Annotated in this window: 16 protein-coding genes, 1 tRNA gene and 1 pseudogene; 5 read left to right on the top strand and 13 right to left on the bottom strand. The window is 51.0% G+C overall.

The features are described 5' to 3' along the window. The first annotated feature begins 21 nt into the window (after window positions 1–21). On the top strand, window positions 22–2,250 hold the full coding sequence (locus tag PGL02S_RS04640) for a methyl-accepting chemotaxis protein (protein ID WP_036641647.1): 2,229 nt from the start codon (window positions 22–24) through the stop codon (window positions 2,248–2,250). Window positions 2,251–2,419: 169 nt separating this feature from the next. On the opposite strand, the gene PGL02S_RS04635 is transcribed toward PGL02S_RS04640, so the two are convergent. From PGL02S_RS04635 to PGL02S_RS04625, 3 genes are all read right to left on the bottom strand, one after another. Then, window positions 2,420–3,307: a divergent polysaccharide deacetylase family protein gene (locus PGL02S_RS04635; protein WP_036641646.1), complete on the bottom strand. Its 888-nt coding sequence runs from the start codon at window positions 3,305–3,307 to the stop codon at window positions 2,420–2,422. A gap of 237 nt (window positions 3,308–3,544) precedes the next feature. Next, window positions 3,545–3,868: a DUF6944 family repetitive protein gene (locus tag PGL02S_RS04630; protein ID WP_036641644.1), complete on the bottom strand. Its 324-nt coding sequence runs from the start codon at window positions 3,866–3,868 to the stop codon at window positions 3,545–3,547. Window positions 3,869–4,017: 149 nt separating this feature from the next. Further along, a tRNA-Leu gene (locus tag PGL02S_RS04625) sits at window positions 4,018–4,101 on the bottom strand. 176 nt (window positions 4,102–4,277) lie between these two features. Between PGL02S_RS04625 and PGL02S_RS04620 the strand changes: the two genes are divergently transcribed. Then, a complete protein-coding gene (locus tag PGL02S_RS04620; protein ID WP_036641643.1) occupies window positions 4,278–4,721 on the top strand; it encodes a hypothetical protein in 444 nt (147 codons plus the stop codon). Between the two features lie 54 nt (window positions 4,722–4,775). Here the strand turns inward: PGL02S_RS04620 and PGL02S_RS04615 are convergent, their stop codons facing one another. From PGL02S_RS04615 to PGL02S_RS04600, 4 genes are all read right to left on the bottom strand, one after another. Further along, window positions 4,776–5,105 (bottom strand): carboxymuconolactone decarboxylase family protein, encoded by a 330-nt coding sequence (locus tag PGL02S_RS04615; protein ID WP_006211652.1) that lies wholly within the window; start codon window positions 5,103–5,105, stop codon window positions 4,776–4,778. Window positions 5,106–5,173: 68 nt separating this feature from the next. After that, complete coding sequence (locus PGL02S_RS04610) at window positions 5,174–5,392, bottom strand: hypothetical protein (RefSeq protein ID WP_006211653.1); 219 nt, start codon at window positions 5,390–5,392, stop codon at window positions 5,174–5,176. Window positions 5,393–5,517: 125 nt separating this feature from the next. Next, window positions 5,518–5,847, bottom strand: a complete 330-nt coding sequence (locus PGL02S_RS04605; protein ID WP_006211654.1) for a hypothetical protein — start codon at window positions 5,845–5,847, stop codon at window positions 5,518–5,520. Between the two features lie 210 nt (window positions 5,848–6,057). Then, window positions 6,058–6,627, bottom strand: coding sequence for a xanthine phosphoribosyltransferase (locus tag PGL02S_RS04600; protein WP_006211655.1), 570 nt, complete (start codon window positions 6,625–6,627; stop codon window positions 6,058–6,060). A gap of 254 nt (window positions 6,628–6,881) precedes the next feature. Here PGL02S_RS04600 and PGL02S_RS04595 point away from each other — a divergent pair, with 254 nt between their 5' ends. Continuing rightward, window positions 6,882–7,928 (top strand): YkvI family membrane protein, encoded by a 1,047-nt coding sequence (locus PGL02S_RS04595; RefSeq protein ID WP_036641641.1) that lies wholly within the window; start codon window positions 6,882–6,884, stop codon window positions 7,926–7,928. 73 nt (window positions 7,929–8,001) lie between these two features. On the opposite strand, the gene PGL02S_RS04590 is transcribed toward PGL02S_RS04595, so the two are convergent. From PGL02S_RS04590 to PGL02S_RS04580, 3 genes are read right to left on the bottom strand one after another with little or no spacing between them, the layout of a single operon-like run. Continuing rightward, window positions 8,002–11,208 (bottom strand): AAA family ATPase, encoded by a 3,207-nt coding sequence (locus PGL02S_RS04590; protein ID WP_036641639.1) that lies wholly within the window; start codon window positions 11,206–11,208, stop codon window positions 8,002–8,004. After that, a complete protein-coding gene (locus PGL02S_RS04585) occupies window positions 11,205–12,512 on the bottom strand; it encodes a metallophosphoesterase family protein (RefSeq protein ID WP_036641638.1) in 1,308 nt (435 codons plus the stop codon). Before PGL02S_RS04585 ends, PGL02S_RS04590 begins: the two co-directional genes overlap by 4 nt. 9 nt (window positions 12,513–12,521) lie before the next feature. Continuing rightward, window positions 12,522–13,658, bottom strand: a complete 1,137-nt coding sequence (locus tag PGL02S_RS04580) for a glycosyltransferase family 4 protein (RefSeq protein WP_036641637.1) — start codon at window positions 13,656–13,658, stop codon at window positions 12,522–12,524. Window positions 13,659–13,766: 108 nt separating this feature from the next. Here PGL02S_RS04580 and PGL02S_RS04575 point away from each other — a divergent pair, with 108 nt between their 5' ends. Further along, entirely contained in the window at window positions 13,767–14,930 is a 1,164-nt protein-coding gene (locus PGL02S_RS04575; RefSeq protein ID WP_036641636.1) for a GGDEF domain-containing protein, read from the top strand. A gap of 195 nt (window positions 14,931–15,125) precedes the next feature. Then, on the top strand, window positions 15,126–16,511 hold the full coding sequence (locus tag PGL02S_RS04570) for an RsmB/NOP family class I SAM-dependent RNA methyltransferase (RefSeq protein ID WP_036641635.1): 1,386 nt from the start codon (window positions 15,126–15,128) through the stop codon (window positions 16,509–16,511). Window positions 16,512–16,680: 169 nt separating this feature from the next. On the opposite strand, the pseudogene PGL02S_RS04565 reads toward PGL02S_RS04570, so the two are convergent. The 3 genes and pseudogenes from PGL02S_RS04565 to PGL02S_RS04555 form a co-directional block, all read right to left on the bottom strand. Beyond that, a pseudogene (locus PGL02S_RS04565) lies at window positions 16,681–17,255 on the bottom strand (NADPH-dependent FMN reductase). Then, window positions 17,252–18,325, bottom strand: a complete 1,074-nt coding sequence (locus PGL02S_RS04560) for an LLM class flavin-dependent oxidoreductase (RefSeq protein WP_036641633.1) — start codon at window positions 18,323–18,325, stop codon at window positions 17,252–17,254. Before PGL02S_RS04560 ends, PGL02S_RS04565 begins: the two are co-directional and overlap by 4 nt. A 15-nt stretch (window positions 18,326–18,340) precedes the next feature. Further along, complete coding sequence (locus tag PGL02S_RS04555; protein WP_036641632.1) at window positions 18,341–19,285, bottom strand: ring-cleaving dioxygenase; 945 nt, start codon at window positions 19,283–19,285, stop codon at window positions 18,341–18,343. Window positions 19,286–19,446 lie beyond the last annotated feature (161 nt).

Below are 19,446 nucleotides of genomic sequence, written 5' to 3'. Positions count from 1 at the left end.
TAGGGATTGGGGGAGATCGCTATGTTTGACTGGCTTGGCTATCGCCAGGGACTTCCGCTTTGGATTTCATGGCGTCTGAATCGTAAGTTGAAGGAAGATGTTGAAGAGATATTTGAAGGCATTGCCGAGACACGCAAAGAGCTGCTGTTCTCGTGGAGTCATGAATATTGGGGGCATCTGGACCGCCTCAAGGAGCAGCTGGACAAGCTTCATGCTTCAGGAGATTGCAGCGCGCATTCCTTGTCTTCAGACTCTCGAATGAATCAAGAGCAGCTGTTCTCTGCCCTTTACTCGCGCGCTTCCGACTTCACTGAATTGTTTGTGTTGAACCCCTCCGGTGAGGTCACGTATTCTACATACGCTTCACATATTGGTACAACCTATGATGACGGAAGTCAGTTGGGCCGTGCTATCCATCATCTCACCGGTCTTGGAACCGGCAAATTACTCTTCGGACCTTACGGCGACCCCATCACATTAACCATCGGTCCTCGAACCTCCACTTTTCACGACAAAATGACACTTTTATTCATGAATGCGCTCCATACAGACGGAGCTTTTGCAGGTATTCTGTGCGGGCGAGTGCCTAATGACGTCATTGGGGATTTAATTCAGCGGGAATCCGGACACATATACCCTGACTCCGGTGACAACTATATTTTTATGGCGAAGCCTGAGTTGAATCTTCACATCGCTCCGGGGACGGCCCTTTCAAGAAGCCGATTTGAAGATCGCACCTTTACCCACGGCGAGAATTTGAAGGATGGCGTTACCACCGACTGGGGTACGGTATCAGTCAAAGAGCATACTGAACTTGAGCTTATGTTCACCGATCCGGCAACAGGTCAACTCCATCCAGGGGTGGCCAGCACCATCCGCAACGGCGACAATCTGTTTGTTGCCTTTCCCGGTTACTCCGATTACCGCCATATACCGGTGATTGGCAAGGGCGTGACTTTTCGCTTGCCCCATTGTCCGGATGACTGGGGGATGATGTGTGAAGGCGATTTGGAGGAGGTCTACCGGATTCGCAGCATAAGATGGAGACATTCCAGGCTGCACAGCGCGTCCACGCTTCTCTCCAGCGTACTGACTGCTGCGATTGTATATGCTGCCGCCTCCCATTTATCTCCGCTAGCTGCCGCCATTATTGGCTTGGCCGCATGTCTGATTACCGGTCTCCTCACTTCTGCTTTGGTGGGGCGCAAGGAAATTGAACGGGTGGCGGATCGCCTTCGCCGTCTAAGCCGATTCATCCGCATTAATGCCGAAGGCACAGGCGACCTTACCCAGCGGCTGGATACCCGTCACTTCGACCATGACGAAACCCGCGAGTTAGCCAAATGGATCAACAATATGATCGATTCGCTGGAGAGTATCATGATGCAGGTGAAATTGACCGCAGGCGATGTTTCCTCCAGTCAACAGATCATGAATGACACAACCGCAGTTACTGTGACGTCCGCACAGCGGGTCAGCAGCAACATCAGCGAGATGATCCGCAGCATGCGCAGCCAGCTTCTGGATATTGATGCCGTCAAGGAGCGCGCGGAGCACATGCGGGAGACGCTGCGCCAGCTTGAACAGCAGGCCAATGAACAGATCGATGTGGCCAAGAACGAGGTGGTCCGCATCGGGGACAAGATGTCACACATCTCTTCCAAAGTCGAGGAAACAAACCATACCATCCGCATCTTCATGCAAACCGTTCGGGAGATAAGAGGTGTGCTGCATGCCATCGAGCAAATCTCATCACAAACACATCTTCTCGCCCTGAATGCATCGATTGAAGCCGCAAGAGTCGGAGAGCATGGCCAAGGCTTTGCCGTTGTTGCATCCGAGATCCGTAAGCTGTCCGACCTGACGAGACAGTCCACAGAGGAAGTCCATGGCATTATCAGTCATATCTACAAAGATGCCGAGTTTGCGTTTCAATCCATGGAGGAAGGGACCAAGGTGGTGCAGGAAGGCAATCTCCTGGTTTCCGCAGCCTCCGAGCTGTTGACGGCGGCGGCTGAGGATGATCTGCGGAAGCATCAGGCTGTGGATGAGGTGGTTCAGCTGATGGAGAAGATTGCTTCGGTCAGCAAGGAAAACCGCAAGATCTCCAAGGATGTGGAGAGCAGGGTTCAGGAGCTTTCCCGGGAAATCGAAAGCGTAAGACACACCTCCGGTAATGTAGAAGTCATTGCAAATTCCATGCAGCAGCTGGTGGGGCAATTCAAGCTCACCGATTCCCGTATCCGCTAATTGCGGTTTCCTCAATTTAAACAGGCTCTCATGCAATCAAGTTGGTAATAGCCTGTGCCTTGAACAGGAAGGCTGTTTGTTTATAACAATGAACGAGGCTCGGGCATTTAGCCCGAGCCTCCCTCACTTCGTACCGATTTTGACTACTCCAGCAATTAAACCGGACGCATTAATACGTCGGCAGCGGATTAGGCCTCCAGCTTGAACGCTCTCTAACCAAATCGCTAATACCAACAAACTCAACCTTTTTTTGCAGCTCCGGAATGGAAACTTTCAGTGCTTCTGCCGTTCGGGTGCCGAATACGCCAACATGCCCAATGGCAATGCAGGATGTTCTTTCTTCCGCATGCTGTGCCGCCGTCACGAGCTGCTTGCTTACATGCTCTACCGTATGAACATCGTCCAGGAAAATATCATTGGCTATCGCTGGCATCCCCTTCTCTGCCGCCAGCTTGCCGACCACGCTGCGGTAATTGGTTTTACTATCGATAAAGAACAATCCTCTTTCCTTGCACACATCAAGCACGATCGACATAATCCGTTCATCACCTGTAACCTTGGAGCCCATATGATTGTTAATCCCAATCGCATACGGTACGGAATCGATTGCCTCTTCCATTCGTTTACGAATCTCCTCTTCGGTAAGCGAGCTCAGAATGGCGCCAGGTCCAAGCCAGGAAGCTCGTCCCTGTTTAGGCTCCATGGGCATATGGATAATAACATCATGTCCCATGTTATGCGCGTACTCTGCATCCTTTTTGCTTGTTGGCAAAAAAGGCATCACGGCAACCGTAATCTTGACAGGCAGACTCAGCATCTCCTGAGTGCCCTTCTGACCATTGCCAAAGTCATCAATGATGACCGCTAATTTACTTATTTTCTGCCCTTCGCCAGTCTTGTTGTTCAGAGGCTCCTCACGTAACTGCCTGGTTACTTGAACAGGAGGCTCAGCGGCGTTGGCCGTCCCTGCAAAATATCCGACCCCCCGTGTTCCGTTTGTGATCCCCCATATCATACACAGCAAGAAGACAACCGAATTTCTAAATACCTTCCGCATTGTTGACGCCCCTTTCCTTTCACCATCATACTTACCAGACCTAACCGTATTATTTGAGAAAAGTTATTCAAATATGTAACACAGCGGCTGAATGTTAACATTCATTAGGACACCAGGCACAAGAAAACCTCTCCATTCAAGAAAATAAAAACAAGACACCTCCCGTCACAGGTAAACGCCTTGTTTCCTTTTTTGAGTAGTTCAGTTTTCCTTCAGAAGAGTAAAAAGTGTTGTCATTCAAGGATCCTCCCCTCCCGCAATAACCTGCAGCGCATTTCCGACGGATTGCAAAAGATTGCCGGCCACCGTAAGATCGTTAGCTTTCTTATTCATGGCTGTGCCCCTCAGTTTTGCGCTAATCTCTGCCTGAGCCGCATTGGCTATCGACTGCATCGCATTTCCAAGAACAGAGAGTCTTTGGCCTTCAGCCTGCAATTTCTTTCGTTTGGACAACTTTTTGGTTTGACCCAGAGCAGCAATATTCGTTCCCAACGCTTGCAGCCAAGCATAAGCCGCAAGCTGCTCTTGGAGACTCAAATCCTTGGCTGACAAGGCAATCACCTACTCTCAACTACCTATATCTATATCACTATTTAATATAATACGTGCATTTTATCTCTTTGGTATAAGTCATTAACCCTGTCCCATAGAATCTCCACGCAAAAAAACTCGTAAACTGCAAAGCAGTTTACGAGTTTTTTTCTTTAGGATGCGGTCGAGAGGACTCGAACCTCCACGGGGGTTAGCCCACACGGACCTGAACCGTGCGCGTCTGCCAATTCCGCCACGACCGCATATTGCCTGTCTGCCTCGAGTCAATCACTAATCAGCGGCGACAAGATATATAATATCACGCAGAATAAATGGAGTCAACACTTTTTTCAGCTTGATTAAAAACCTGATTTTCGGTTAAAATAAGAACATAAGTTCTCATTCGATAACCATTTACTATATAAAGGCGGTGAAGTTGATGGCCATACCGGCTGTTACGACGGAAGAACGAGCGTTGATCAAGAGTTATTTGCTTCTGAGGTTCATCCATAAAGTGTTTGAGCGGGATTGCCGGATCATCCAGGAGAGTGGTGTCTTCAAGACCCCTCAATTGTATGTGGAAGTGGTAGGTAACGGTGCCAAACGGGCGGCTGTCCTTCTTCGTGAAGTGAAGCAGGAGTTCGCCAAGCGAACGATCAAGGTTTATGACATCGTACAGAGCCAGGACGGAATTCAGGCACGGTATGCATGCCGGGGTTACATCGGATCGATGAATATTCTATGGCCATCCTTCCGCGAGGAGATGATGGACCGCATGCGCGCCTATCTCGGGCTGGTTCCGCCTGAGACCGAGACGACCGAGCATCCGGTTGCTCCTGCCGCTGCATTCGCCCGCTATTTGCGGCCGTTCAACAGAGAATAACCGTCTTCCCGGCTGCACAATACGCCGGATAAGACGGTTTAATTTGATCGTGCCTTAGTGAAGGTTATGCTGCACACGGGTCAATCCCTGCGAGAGAGCATGTCCAGCACTAGCGGCAGACGCTACTGCTACGGCCTCCATAATTTGAGCATCCGAAGCTCCCTTGGCACGGGCCTCTTCCATATGATAGAAGGTACACAGCTCATTATTGGCGAACAGCCCAATCCCGAGCGCAATCAGCTGTTTCGTTCTCTCATCCAGCTCGCCATCCGAAAAACAGACGCCGGTAAACTGATGATACGCCTCTGCCATCTCGGGCATGCTCTGCTTTAAATTCAGGATTTCATTTTTATATGCCGAGATCTTATCGTTGGACATTTCCATCGTCTGAACACCTCTTCTAAATAAAATATTCTAGAGGTTAAGTTGTCCGACGAGTTCCAAATCTATGCCTACTCTTCAATCGGGCTCACTCTCGGCTCTTTTTTCAACTGATAGCTGTACCTGCGATCCAGCTTGACTACACGCCGGTTTCGGCGGCGGATGATAACCTGCTCCGGGTCCCAGGCGACAACAAAGCCGATAATATCATTGCTCTCCAAGCCGTCCCGCACAACCCGAACCAGCTCACCGGAAACCCTTAATTCATCAAGTCTTTCATCACTAATCATCGCCATGCCTCCTTCATCATCTTACTCTGCAAAAAAAGACCTAAATGAATATCATTTAGGTCTTTTGAATGCGATGCCATACGCTATCGATAAACATCCTGATTAAGGGATGTTCTATATACCCATTAACGCTGTGCCGGCTCGATGCTGTCATTCTTCTCGTACCAGAAGTCCAGAACGGTTGAAGACATCACACGCTTCTCGATATATTCCACTTGCTGAGGTGTGAACTGTTCCTTCCACTCGAAGGAAACCTCCTCACACAATCCGGCAATCGTCAGCAGTTCTGACCAGGCAACATAGCGTTTGTACCAGAAAAACTGAGGATGTTCAATCATATAGGGATATAGATCATCAAACTCCGTATGTTTACAATCCAAAGCACGTTCAAAATGTACCTTTGCTTCATTCAGCTTATCAATCAAAAACGGCTCGGTTACAGGTTGTTTCCCCATGGTGCTGCCTCCTCTCTCTTGCCTACCTCTTTATTATAAGCGAAAATCACGGAGGCGAAAAGAATTTGTTGCGATTTTAGGCGGAAATCCATCTAAAATCAACTACGAATTTCCATATTTCATATCTCATAGCACAGGTACAAACGTTCATGACCTAAGGCCTAGCCCTCTTCACTTGCACGTTGAGTCGCCTATGCCGATTCTAACGATTTAGCTGAACGAAATTTTACCATCTTCAAGTGAGGAAATCGTAACTAGCGACTCCACATGAACATTTTGCTCACGCAAGGTTCTTGCCCCAGCCTGGAAACTCTTTTCGATCACAACACCAAGCCCGATTAATTCAGCGCCTGCCCGATCAATGATTTTGATCAGACCTCTTGCTGCATCCCCGTTGGCAATAATGTCATCAATGAAGAGCACCTTATCATGTTCCCCTATAAACTGGCGTGACACCATAATATCCGTAACAATTCCTTTGGTGAAAGACGGGACGCGCTCACACAAGGCATCGGGGTCAGCCAGCAGTGTTTTCTTGCGTCGGGCGAATACCATAGGAACTCCCAGTTCAAAAGCCGCAGCAAATGCCACTGAAATGCCGGAGGATTCCAGCGTAACCACCTTGGTCACACCGCTTTCTTTAAATCTTGCCGCAAACTCTCGGCCCATCTCCATAATTAAAGCCGGGTCAACCTGATGTGTCAGCAGCGCATCCAGTTTCAGCACCTGCTCCGACAACACGACACCTTCTTTAATGATCCGCTCTTTCAACCATTCCATCAAAAAGACCTCCCACGATTCCTTTGTCGTAAAAGTAACATATTCCTCCCTGTACGGCAAGTACAAACGATCACTCCGTCATTTAAGTGTACGGTTTCCGTCATAAATCCTAACATCAAGCTCCATAAACAGACCAACCAATGACATAACCCCCTTATTAAGCGTACGCTCGGACAGGTTGGAGTCATGTCCCAGCTGTGTGAGGCATACCTTGTACTATGCAGAATTAATAACTTTCAAGGGGGCCGCGGCGCTTGCGTAATTATATGCGTGTTTTACAGATCGCCTTTACATATATTGGAACGATTGTGGGCGCTGGCTTTGCTACCGGTCGGGAAATCCTTCAATTTTTTACCCAGTATGGGCACTGGGCAACACTTACCATTCTGCTGACTACCGGATTATTTATCTGGCTCGGCACCAAAATCATGACGATATCCAAACGGATCGGCGCCCAATCCTTCGAAGACCTGAACAAGTTTCTGTTTGGGGAGAAAGCCGGGAGCTGGATCAGCCTCTTTATGTTTATCATCCTGCTTGGTGTGAACAGCATTATGCTTGCCGGTGCCGGATCCGTTTTTGTGGAGCATCTGAATTTAAATTATCAGACCGGATTGTTTGTAACGATGATCGGAACTTATTTTATTCTTAGAAAAGGCATTCAGTCCATCATGACGATGAACAGTCTCGTCGTTCCCATGATGCTGACCCTATCGGTTGCTATTGTCTCTCAAACGATTCACACACCGGGAGCCACCCGGTTCTTAACATTGACGACCGACCACAGTCTCCCTTCGGTTTGGCTTGCGCCGCTGCTCTACACGGCCTTTAACCTGGTGATGGCGATGCCGGTGCTGGTCCCGCTGGGCAGTCAAACGGAGAGCGCTCGCACCGTAAAATGGGGCGGCATCATCGGAGGTACAGGCGTAGGATTTATGCTGATGGCAGCCCATTTTGCGATGTCCGCCCATATGCCCGGCATTTCCCAATATGAAATTCCGATGGGCAGCATCGCCAATCAGCTGGGCTGGCTTGTTCAGATCATCTATCTCATTCTGATCTTCCTTGAAATATTCAGCACGTTTGTTGCCAACATCTACGGGATCACGCTGCAGGTGCAGCAGCGCACCTCCCTCTCGCCAAGAGTGATTACCCTGGGTATCATGGTGTTCTGTTATTTCTTCAGCCAGTTCGGTTTCAGCTCCCTGCTCTCCTTGCTCTACCCCACGTTCGGAGGACTGTGCCTGCTGTGGGTGCTCCGTCTGACTCTGTTCGGAACACCTCAGGTGAGGGACAAATAAGGAGCAAATAAATAAAAATAAATGGGGCTGTCCCAAAAGCACGTCATCAAGTGCCTTGGGACAACCCCATTCTTTATGACTGCAATGAAATCAGCTGCGCACCGGGTATCTGTGCCTGCGTTTGTTCAGCCACATGCCGGTGACAGGTCATCATCACAACCTGCCGGGTACGCGATAACTCCGAAATCAGCCGCAGTGCATGCCCCAGCCGTTCACCGTCGAAATTGACAAACAAATCGTCCAGCAGCAGCGGCAGGCCTTTTGCATGAGGCATCGACTGGATCAGCCCAAGACGCATGGCCAGATACAACTGCTCCGCCGTGCCTCGGCTTAATCTGCTGCTTTCAATCAGCTCGCCTTCCGGACGTTCTGCCAGCAGACTCTGGTCTCCCATCCGCATCACAATCCGGCTGTACAGGCCGCCGGTAAGGATCGAGAAATAGCGGGAAGCCAGCTGTAACACCTGAGGCTGTTTCTCCTCTTCATATAAACGACGTGTGCGCTTTATGAATTCGGAGGCCATCGAACGAACCGCATACTGGGAGACTAACTCCCTTAGTGCGGATCGCAATTCCTCGAGCTGCTGCAGGGCCGAATCCTGATTGCCCAAGGATTCCAGTGACTCCCGCTCCTGAAGCAGCCGCCCGCGCCGCTCCTGAAGCTCATCCCGAAGACGGGCCTCAGTTGAAGCAGACTCTTCCTTCTGGTTGCACAGAGCTTCCAGCTCCGCAGCATCCGTCAGCTCCAGCAGGTGTTCCAGCTGCCCGCGGCCTGCATCGTTCCAGCCGCTGAACATCGTAATTTCATGATGACGGATGATGCGAATCAGCTCTTCCCGCCGCTTGGAAGCCGCCCCCATTCGGAGAAACGATTCTTCATCAGGCGACTGGGATTGCGCAAGCAGGCCCGCTTTGCGCTGCTGCAGTTCATCTGTCTCTTCATTGATCGCTGCTGCTTCCTTGCGCAGCTCGGCAATCCGTTCTGCCAGCACCTTACGCTGCCGCGTATCCTCTTGGTATTGCTTCCATCTGGAATGGAGATTCCCAAGCTCAGCCACTGTCAGGCTCTTGCTATCGTTAAGGTCACCTTCCGAATCAACCGCAAATATCTCATGGCATCGGAACACGTAATCCTCCGTCTCTCTTAACAGGACATCCATTTTCAGTCCAAGCGATCTCTTCTGGCGGATCAGCTCCTGCCCTTGCTCCACTTGAACGAACACATCCAGCATCACATCCGGAGAAAGCTTCTGTGGAAGAGCCCTGGACATCAGCCAAGACTCCCACTTCCGCTCCAACTCGAAGTATCGCTGCTCCTCCTGCTGAATCGTTTGAAGAACCGTTTTGAGTTCAGCAGCTTGAAGTGCGGCTTTCTCCTCGGCCGCCGCACAGTCCGAGCTTAATCGATCCAGCCGCTGCCGCCAGGCCTGCCATCCCTCCATCACAGACCGAAGCTCGCGCATCTGTGCCTCTACCGTTAAGGGATCATGTGCCATCGCTGCGGTTTTGTCCCTTCGGCTGCCCAGATTCGAGCTCGCAGCGGCATAGGGGGCAGCGATCAGCATGGAATATAGATGGTTGATCTCTTCTGTTCCGTACCTGTCATGAGCGGATATTTCCTGAGGCGGTACTCCATCAACGGCCAGCCCGCGGCGACCGCTCCAGTATACATACCCCATACCGAGCAGCATCATAATGCTGGAGATTACTGCGGCTTCCGGGGTCGCCGTCCAGAACAAAACCGCTGCCAGCAGCAGTGTCATGACCGCCATACCCGCAAGCAGCACCGAATGCATTCGCGGTAATCGGCTGTTCACCGGCCTGCTAGAGGAAGCCGCTTCAGGCTGAGTCCGGCTCAATCTTGCTTCACGCCAACGCTCGATCTCCAGCTGAAGCTGATTCCATAGCGCAGCGGTTTCCTTCGGCGCTGCCGGCTTTATTATGGCAAACGTCTCTTCCCCCCGCTCCGCCTCCTCACGCAGCTGCCGCCGGGTTTCCCGGAGCGCCGATTCAGCTGCTGCCGCCGAACGCTCGGCGCCTCGCTGTTCAATGAACAACGCCTCCATCCGGCGGTCATATCCACTGAAAGCGGCGCTGATTCTCCGCACCTCGTCACGCTCAGCGGCGGATATCGATAAGGCCAGCAGCTCCTGCTGAGTCCATGCCGGATCTATATCCCGAAGCAGCTGCTCCAGCCTGATCTCTTGCGACTTATATTCGGCTGTGAGCTCTGCGAGTTCCCGATTCGCTGCTTCATAAATATTACGCCTCGACCACAGATCCTCAATCGCTTCGCCATACTGTTCCATAAAAGCGTTCGAGGCAAATGCCTTCAGCTTATCCTCTATTTCCTCTATCACCCGTTCGGCACGAAGGGACTGAGCAAGAAGAAGACGCTCTTCCTCCTGCATTTTTTCGTATCGGGTTATTCCATCAGCAGGAAAGGCATCACTGTCCATCAGATCCTTTAATTCCAGCCTGGCCTCACGCCATTCCAGCCAAACAGAACGGATCTCCACCGCTTTTCGAAGCAATGCCAAATCTCCAGCATTCCTGGCGCGCTCCTGCTCCAGCAAATCCAGCCGTTCCTCAGCCTCCTGGATGGAAGCAGCAACCTCGTTATAGCGGGGAACATAGGCCTGGCTCTCCCTAACCTGTGCCCTCAATTGCTCTATGGACTGCAGGAGCTTGGCCGTCTGCTGCACTTTCCCGCGAGGTTTATACAGCTTGTCCATCTCCGTAGACAGCTTGCGCTCAGCATCCAGTATATTGGCGCCGCCGCCAATTCCGGCATGAAACAGATAGCTGCTCATCTCCGCGGATTGAAGGCTGCGGATTTCCTGCAGCTCGCTTAACGATATGGCAAACAGCTGACGAAACATATCCCTGGATACGCCGCCTAGAGCATACTGCTCCAGCTCCTGCTGTCCAAGCTCCATGACCATACCGTTTGCTATTTGTTTATGAATATGTAAACGGTCACCCTTGCCAGCCGCCGAGCCGGTCTCCCTGGACCGGCTATAGCGCTTGATGACCCATGGCACACCCTCTTCATCCAAAAAGCGCAGCTCACCCCCATGAATTCCTTCATCAGCAGGCTCGCCGCGCTCCGCCGGTGAGCCTTTGCCGGGAAAACCGTAGAGCATGGCTCTGATAAAATACAGCACGGTACTTTTTCCCGCTTCATTCGGTCCGTAAAGCACGGTTACCGGTGCTTCAATCGTCAGGCTTTTGTCACGCACTGCTCCAAAGCCCTGGATGTTCATCCGCTCAAGTCTCATGCTCCGGCACCTTCCCCCTGCGAACGGTCACGCAGCAGTAACCCCAGCGTCAGTTCCTCTGCCCTGCGAAGCCAATCCAGCATCTCTTCCGGGCTTGTGTCATCGAGCAGAGACCGGATTTCGGCGTGCTCAAGCAAAGGCTCCACACTCCTGGCAGCAACTCCATCCGGCTCATGAAGCCTTCCCTGTTCCTGCCTGGCGAGCCGAAGCAAATCCCCCGCAAAGCTGTCCTCCTGCAGCAGCCGCTCTGTATCGATTGCGTTCCCCGATTGAAGCGTGAAGCTCTCAATCCAGACGCAGCCGCGATAACCGGACATCCGTCCCTTCGCAGCCTCTCTTCTACGCAGATCGGCCAGCAGCTCATCCAGCACAGATCCGCTTTCAAGCTGGCGATGAACCGGGCTTCGACCCGTGATCCGAACCCGGATCATGCTCAGCTGCTCCGGGTTCTCCCGGGACGTGTGCGTAAGAATCCGCTCCAGCGACAGCCTCCACGCATCGACGTCCTGGGTAGAATCGATAGGAGCTTCTACAACGTTCCAGCGCATGGAATCCAGCTCATGGAAACAGAGCTTCGTGTTGAAATCTTCATCAACATCGACGACATAACAACCCTTGGGGCCGGTCTCCCGAACGTGGCGTCCCTGGATATTGCCCGGATAGACAATGTAAGGAGATTCCTGCAAGGTACGACGGGAATGAATATGTCCGAGCGCCCAGTAATGAAATCCGGCGTGGATCAAATCCTTTTTCGAGCAGGGCGCATAGGTTTCGTGCTGCGGGTCTCCGTCCACATTGGCATGCAGCAGTCCAATCTGATACAACCCGCTGGTTGGGGCTGGATATCGTATCGCAATATTATCCGTTACCTTCGAGGTTGGATACGACATCCCGGTAATGACCGCCACCTCTTCACGGTCTGAACGACGAACCGCCGTTACGCTGGCAGGCTCGCCCCCAAACACATGGACATGGGAGGGCAGCGTCATCGAGAGCTTGGTACTGTCCAGCGGATCATGGTTGCCATGAATCGCATATACCGCAATCCCTTCCTTACCCAAACGCTCAAGGGCCTCCATGAATCGGAGCTGTGCCCGAAGCGAGATGTTGGAGCTGTCATAGATATCCCCGCTGATCACGATAAAATCAACCTGTTGATCCATGGCGAGCCGAACGAGCTGATCCAGCGCGCGAAAAGTCGAATCTTGAACGAAAGACCGCAAGCTGTCATCAAGTCCGCTTATGCCGATAAACGGACTGTCCAGGTGTAAATCTGCGGTATGAATAAATCGAAAAGAAGCCATAGCCGATCCCTAACTCTCTATCTGGGGTTGAAATTTCAAATACATTTTCTTCAGTTCATTCACCGACCTGGCCAGGGAGTACTGGTTCTTCGCCTTATCCGAAGCGGTTCGGGCAAGCTCATAACGATACAACGGATCACTGATGACCTTCTCGAGTGCAACACTCAATGCCATCGGGTCTTCCGCCGGTACAAGCAAGCCGTTCACCCCGTCCTCAATCTGCTCGGCAATACCGCCAACGTCAGTGCCGACCAGGGCCAGCGAGCTTAACGCAGCCTCTGCAAACACCGAGCCGAACGCTTCCGCTCTTGAAGGCAGGACAAAGATGTCAAAGAACGGCATAAATTCCTCGGGATGCAGCGTATATCCATAAAAAATCGTCTCCTGGTAAATGTCGAGCTCCTTCGCCATCTCCTCAAGCTCCTGACGGGAAGGTCCGTCGCCGATAATATGAAGGACGTAATCGTATCCCTTCCGTTTCAGCTCCGCGCAGGCTTGAAGCAGAATATCCAATCCTTTGGCAGGCACCAGACGGCATACCGTAATAAGCTGAGGCACCGCATTTTCATGAGGAACCGGCTTAAATCGCTTATCGTCAAATCCGTTATGGATAACCCCGATCGATTCAGGCGTGTTCACATACGGCGACATGTAAGCCTTGAAGGAATTTGATACCGTCAGCAGGCGGTCACTGATATATTCGAGCTCCCTGTACAAAGAAACCAGGAATCGGTGCTCAAGCCCCCCCTCCTTGATCCTTCCGTTCAGAATGAGCTCACGCTCGTAACTGGAATGCACGGTTTGAATCAGCGGAACCTCGGGGAATACGGCTTTCATGGCCATGCCTGCAATGGGATGATGACTATGAATGAGATCATAAGGCTTTTGAATGCGCAGACGCGTCCACCACAGATAGTCCCGGTACGTTTGAAGGTATTTGGCAACTATCGGACTTTCTTCGTATTCTCTCCAATCAAAGGTATGGAATATTGGATCCTCATGGCCTTTGTTGCGGATCCGCTTGGGCAGCCAGAACATCTCCATCTCCCAACGGGAAGAATGAAAACGCTCCTGCAAATAAGGAATCATGGACGAGACGCCACCTGGTTGTTCTGGAGGGAAAAATAATGCCTGAAGAAGTTTCATGGGGATCCCCCTTTCTCTAAATCTCTTTTCAGATTCTTTTTCGATATGATATATTAGAACATATGTTTCATGCAAAGGAAACCTATCCCTTTTCAGGAGTGAATCGATTTGTCCTATGAATTGAGCTACTGGTCCACTTCTCCACTACCCACCATATTTGCTGTATGCGGAGCGTATATCGCCCTCATGATGCTGATCATGTGTCTGTTTATGTACAGCAAGCAGCGCAAGAATGCTTACCTTTATATGGCGGCAGCTTTCCTCTTTATTATGACATACGAGGGTCTGAACATCCATTCAGCATTGACGGAAATGCCTGTTTTTTCACCGGAATCGGACATTTTACGTTTTATCCAGCTTTTTTCGTTTGTCCTGCTGAACGTCTCGGTTGTCATGCTGTACCGTAAAATCAAGACCGTGCATTACTGGCTTCCATTGCTGTCAGCCGCACTGCTTGTGCTTCCGCTCATTCTTCCTTCTTTCCTTCCTTTCACCCTAGATCCGATATGGCAGAGCATATATTTTGATTGTTTTCAATTCGTTGCCCTCTACCTGGCTTTTGTCAAGGTAACCCCTCGTATCGGACAACCGGTTAAATATGCGATGGGGCTTGCCGTGTACACCGTTTGGGGTATTTTGCAATCCATACATACCTATTCAAACACCCTGGCTTCTGTACTTCAAGGGTTTGCGCTCGCGCTGCCGGTGCTGTTCTACAGCATTGTATTTTTCATTTTATTCAGACGCATCGTCGAGCTGATGCAATCCATATACCGCTCTGCCATCACAGACGGATTGACAGGGCTATACAATCGAAGGCATTTTATGAAGTATCTTGATCATTACACGTCGCAGGAACTGAAAATATCCGCCATTTTCTGTGACATCGATAATTTCAAGAAACTCAACGATACGCAGGGCCATGCCAGAGCCGATGAAGTGCTGAAGCAAGTCGCCGCCATTATGGAGGAAGAGCTTGAAGGAATCGGGATTACAGGCCGGTATGGCGGCGAGGAACTGGTCGCCTTGGTGGTTGACCGCAAGGTCAAGCCCGCTCAGGTTGCCGAGAATATTCGGGCCAGGGTGGCAAGCGAAACCATCGTAACCCTCAGTATCGGGTACAGCGTGCTGCGCAAAGGCGTTCGTGGTGACGAGCTTATGAAACAGGCAGACAAAGCGATGTATCATTCGAAGACAAACGGCAAGAACAAGGTGTCCGATTACCGGTCCATGAAAACCGCGTCAGCAGAACCGAAGGAATCTGCCGGATAACACAGGCGGCAGGGCTGCCCTCTTCGTATAGAGGGCAGCCCTTTTTTAGCTTGACATTTCTTTACTAGTACCGCAACAACGTGATAAACTAATGACCGATTCCTTAAAGCCAGAGAACGATCAACTCTGAACAGGAGTTTTTTTGCCTTTACACTTCAAGATGCTATTTATTCTATAGAAGGAGCTATTTAACGAATGAGAAAGGAACTATTGCCTGTAGGCTATGTTACCAGTATGAATGAAATACTCGGAGATGCTTCATATGACTTCTGGGACAGCTACGATTCGCCCCGCACCCATGGACTGCGCCTAAACCGGCTGAAAGCGGTTCATGACGCAGACAACCTAAAGAACCTGATTCGCCAATTCCACCTGACAGCGGTGCCTTGGTGTGACAGCGGATATTATTATGATGATAACGAGCGTCCAGGCAAGCACCCCTACCATGCCGCCGGACTATATTATATTCAGGAGCCCTCTGCAATGTCCGCAGTAGAACTGCTGGATCCTCAGCCCGGGGAGACCATCCTGGATCTTGCAGCGGCTCCCGGCGGTAAGACAAGCCATATTGCGTCCAAGATGATGGGGCAAGGGCTGCTCGTTTCTAACGAAATCCACCCCGAACGGGCACGGATCCTGGCCGAGAACGTGGAGCGTATGGGCATTAAGAATACTGTTGTTACGAGTGCGGCCCCGGACCAGCTATCCCGCCGTTTCGTTGCCTGCTTTGACCGGATCATGCTTGATGCTCCATGCTCCGGTGAAGGCATGTTTCGAAAGGACGCCGCAGCCATTGCCGAATGGTCCCACGATCATGTGGAACTGTGTGCTTCCCGGCAGTGGGACATTGTCCAGGAGGCCTACCACATGCTCAAACCCGGAGGAACGCTGGCTTATTCCACCTGTACATTCAATAAAGCCGAGAACGAGGAAATGGTCGGGCATATTCTCAAGCAGTATCCCGACATGGAACTGAGAGAAATGAAGCGTTTATGGCCGCATCTGGAACGCGGCGAGGGGCATTTTGTTGCCGTCTTGACCAAATCGCCTGCCGGAGTTGTAAGTCAGAACATGGAGTCGTTGTCAACAAACAGCAAACTTCCGGCTAAATCAAGACAGAGCGGCAATCAACCCCCTGCGCAGTCCGCGTTGGACGCGTTTCTGGACTGGGCGAAGCAGGACATCCCCGGCTTTGAGCTTAGCGGCGGCAGACCGATCTTGTTTGGCGAGGAGCTGTACTGGCTCCCGGTCAGCGAAGGCTGGGATTGGAATGACCAGCAGCTTAAGGGACTGAAGATGCCCCGTGCAGGACTTCACCTGGCGCATCTGAAGAAGAACCGGATCGAGCCCGCACATGCCCTTGCTATGTCCTTGAAACGCGACCAAGCTGCGAGAAGCTGGGATCTGGCCTCAGATTCGGCGGAAGTAGCCGCCTATCTGCGGGGAGAGGTGCTTTCGATTCCTTCCGAATACCGGGGGTGGACTTTAGTGACTACAGATGGACTCCCCATCGGCTGGGGCAAATCCAGCGGCGGTCAGCTTAAGAATCATCTGCCTAAAGGCCTGCGGAATCCGAAGTGATATTCTGATTCAACGAACTGCAAGAATGACACGGTTCGCTGAGCCTGAATGATTATCTCCCGATATCTTAAGTCCAACGGAACACCAACAAAGGGGTTATCCTTTCTGCAATTACGCAGAGGATAACCCCTTGTTCATCTTACCTTATCTATTGCGTGTCTTCATCTTATCAAAAATCATAGGCTGCATCTTTGGCTTCCTGAATGGCTGTCAGCACGTTCAGATGCATTACCGTATCTTCCACCAGCCGATCAATCCGAAAGAGAATATCATCATTTACGATCTCATTGCGGTGAAAATCCTTTTCCTCGATAAACACGTAGGTTGGTACGATATGTGCCTTCATGTAAGACAGAATTGGCTTTAAGGCTTTAACTGCTGTTCTATCATCAGAAAATGCCGGGCTGATCCTGCTGTCGCCAGCATGCTGACCACCTTGCCGCGAAATGCGTTCACTGGCAATAAGTCAAAGATATTTTTAAGCGTTGCCGGAATCGAAGCTTGGAAAGTAGGCGTTCCGATGATGATTGCGTCTGCCTCCATAATCGTTTCGGCCACATATTTCGTATCTCCATCATACTCGCGATAATCCCTTCCATCCCCAAACACGATGGTGTATTCCGCCAAATCCAGCAAAGTAATCTCGGCATTCGGATATTGAGCGCGGGCTGCATTCAAAGTATAGTCCATCGCCGTTTTGGTTTTGGTGCCGACGTTCGAGCCGGCGATTCCTACAATTTTCATCCGATATTCTCCTTTGTTTTAGCCGTATGCTTTCGGATCGCCGGTGCTATGACCGTAGCAATAAGCTCAATGTTTTTGGCGATTTTATCAAATGGCAGTCCGCCAAAGTCGATCTGCGCCAAGAAGCGCTGTTGTCCGTACAGCTCATGTTGATAGAGCATTTTCTCAATGATCTGCTGCGGACTCCCGATCATCAGCGCATCACGGTGATCCGTTGACTGTGCGAATTGCTGCTTCGGATAACCGCCGCCTTTGAGCGCCATCATGCCGGAATTAATATGCGGATAGTATTCACGAAGCGCATCCTGCGAGTTCTCTGCCGTATATAACAAGCCGGTGGTTGCTATCGGAAGCAGAGCAGGGTCATATCCGCTGCGCTGCAGCGCTTCACGGTACGCATCAACCGCAAGCTTAAAGTTCCTGGCCGGGCCGCCCAGCGTGGTCAGCATCATCGGAACCCCGGCATAACCTGCTTTGATTGCACTCGCGGGCGGTCCTCCGACGGCGCGCCAGATCGGCAATCTTCCGGATTGAGGCTGCGGAAGTATAGCCGCATGGTTCAGCGGCGCACGGAACTGCCCCTCCCAGGTTACGGTTTCTTCCGCATTGATTTTGAGCAGAAGCTCCATCTTTTCCTCAAACAATTCCTCGTAATCACGCACGTCATAACCAAGCAGGCTGTACGCCCCAACACGTGAACCGCGGCCGGCTACAATTTCGGCACGACCCTTCGAGATCAGGTCAAGCGTAGCAAAATCCTCGTACACACGCACCGGATCCGATGTGCTCAGCACCGTGGCCGAGCTTGCGATTTTTATATTCTTTGTTGCCTGGGCAATCGCGCCCAGTATGACCGTATGTGCTTGCGTGGTGAAATAAGTCTGATGGCTTTCCCCTACCGCAACTACGTCCAATCCGGCTTCATCCGCCAGCTTCGCTGCCTCGATGAGTTCATGTATACGTTGTTCAGCGCTAATGCGGGTTCCGGTCAGCGGATTGATCATATGCTCACCGATGGAATAAATGCCGATTTCGAGTCCTTTATCCGGATCAATACGATATTCTTTCATGATGTGGTGCCTCCTTTATGAATCTAATGGTGTCAGTTTTGCTTCAATTTCAGCACGTTTGCCCTCTAAGAATGGCGGCAGGTCCAGCCGCTTGCCCAGCTCTTCTACGCTGGAATCTGCTGTGAAGCCCGGTCCGTCCGTCGCGATTTCAAATAAGATGCCGTTCGCTTCGCGAAAATACAGACTCTTGAAATAAAAGCGGTCGATGATTCCCGTCGACTGGAACCCCCGTTCTATGACAGCCTCATTCCAATAAGCGAGCTCCTCCTCGTTGTTTACACGGATCGCCAGATGGTGTACACTGCCCCGTCCTGGTCTTTCGCTTGGCCCATCCTGCTGCTTAACTACAATCTCACCAAGCGCCTGCCCTTCAACGGACTGGTATATCGCTTCATGTTCCGAACGTGAAACTTCGGTATATCCAAGAACTTCCGTGAGTATTGCCGCCATTTTTCCGAGATTGCGTACGGTCATCTCAACCGGCCCCATTCCCAGAATGCGGTGCTCCTGTTCAACCGTGGAATCTTCCCAAGCTGCCCAACCAGCCGGTACCTCGGCACCGTCATGGTTAATCAGAATGAGGCGAAGTCCTTCCGGATCATCGAATGGAAGCGCTTCTCTGCCTGCGTACTCGGTCATGTCACCATGGGTAACTTCATATTGTTCAAACCGCTGTTTCCAATACTTCAGACTATCTGAGGAGGGAACAAGCAGCCCGATTTGCGTAATCGCATTGGTGCCGCGGACCGTTCTGCCTGCAGCAGGCATTTCGAAGAAAGATAGCTCGGTCCCGGCACTTCCAGTTAAATCCCCATAAAACAAATGGTACATGGAAGGATTGTCCTGATTGACTGTCTTCTTTACTCTGCGCAAACCCAATTTCTTATGATAAAACTCATGATTTAACGGAGCGTTCTTCGTGAGCATGGATATATGATGATGCCCCGGAATGTGATGCATAACAATTCCCACCTCTTTCAATTAACTAATTAAGTGATGTTGTAAAAAAATATATATCCATTACGACACCGATCTATAACGCCCGCCACGGCGTCATGGCACATATTAGGACGATTTAATTTTCACATTGATAACATATGATTTTCGTATTCCACTGTTTG

The organism is Paenibacillus glucanolyticus NBRC 15330 (assembly GCF_004000885.1).
Lineage (GTDB): Bacteria > Bacillota > Bacilli > Paenibacillales > Paenibacillaceae > Paenibacillus_AQ > Paenibacillus_AQ glucanolyticus.
This window is presented reverse-complemented; position numbering and strand designations above follow the sequence as displayed.

Bases quoted from the DNA above. Each gene is read 5' to 3' on its own strand.
- PGL02S_RS04635 (WP_036641646.1), bottom strand. From the start codon at position 3,307: ATGCGGAAGGTATTTAGAAATTCGGTTGTCTTCTTGCTGTGTATGATA.
- PGL02S_RS04600 (WP_006211655.1), bottom strand. From the start codon at position 6,627: ATGGAATGGTTGAAAGAGCGGATCATTAAAGAAGGTGTCGTGTTGTCG.
- PGL02S_RS04555 (WP_036641632.1), bottom strand. From the start codon at position 19,285: ATGCATCACATTCCGGGGCATCATCATATATCCATGCTCACGAAGAAC.
- PGL02S_RS04590 (WP_036641639.1), bottom strand. From the start codon at position 11,208: ATGAGACTTGAGCGGATGAACATCCAGGGCTTTGGAGCAGTGCGTGAC.
- PGL02S_RS04580 (WP_036641637.1), bottom strand. From the start codon at position 13,658: ATGAAACTTCTTCAGGCATTATTTTTCCCTCCAGAACAACCAGGTGGC.
- PGL02S_RS04640 (WP_036641647.1), top strand. From the start codon at position 22: ATGTTTGACTGGCTTGGCTATCGCCAGGGACTTCCGCTTTGGATTTCA.
- PGL02S_RS04560 (WP_036641633.1), bottom strand. From the start codon at position 18,325: ATGAAAGAATATCGTATTGATCCGGATAAAGGACTCGAAATCGGCATT.
- PGL02S_RS04585 (WP_036641638.1), bottom strand. From the start codon at position 12,512: ATGGCTTCTTTTCGATTTATTCATACCGCAGATTTACACCTGGACAGT.
- PGL02S_RS04620 (WP_036641643.1), top strand. From the start codon at position 4,278: ATGGCCATACCGGCTGTTACGACGGAAGAACGAGCGTTGATCAAGAGT.
- PGL02S_RS04610 (WP_006211653.1), bottom strand. From the start codon at position 5,392: ATGATTAGTGATGAAAGACTTGATGAATTAAGGGTTTCCGGTGAGCTG.
- PGL02S_RS04570 (WP_036641635.1), top strand. From the start codon at position 15,126: ATGAGAAAGGAACTATTGCCTGTAGGCTATGTTACCAGTATGAATGAA.
- PGL02S_RS04605 (WP_006211654.1), bottom strand. From the start codon at position 5,847: ATGGGGAAACAACCTGTAACCGAGCCGTTTTTGATTGATAAGCTGAAT.
- PGL02S_RS04615 (WP_006211652.1), bottom strand. From the start codon at position 5,105: ATGGAAATGTCCAACGATAAGATCTCGGCATATAAAAATGAAATCCTG.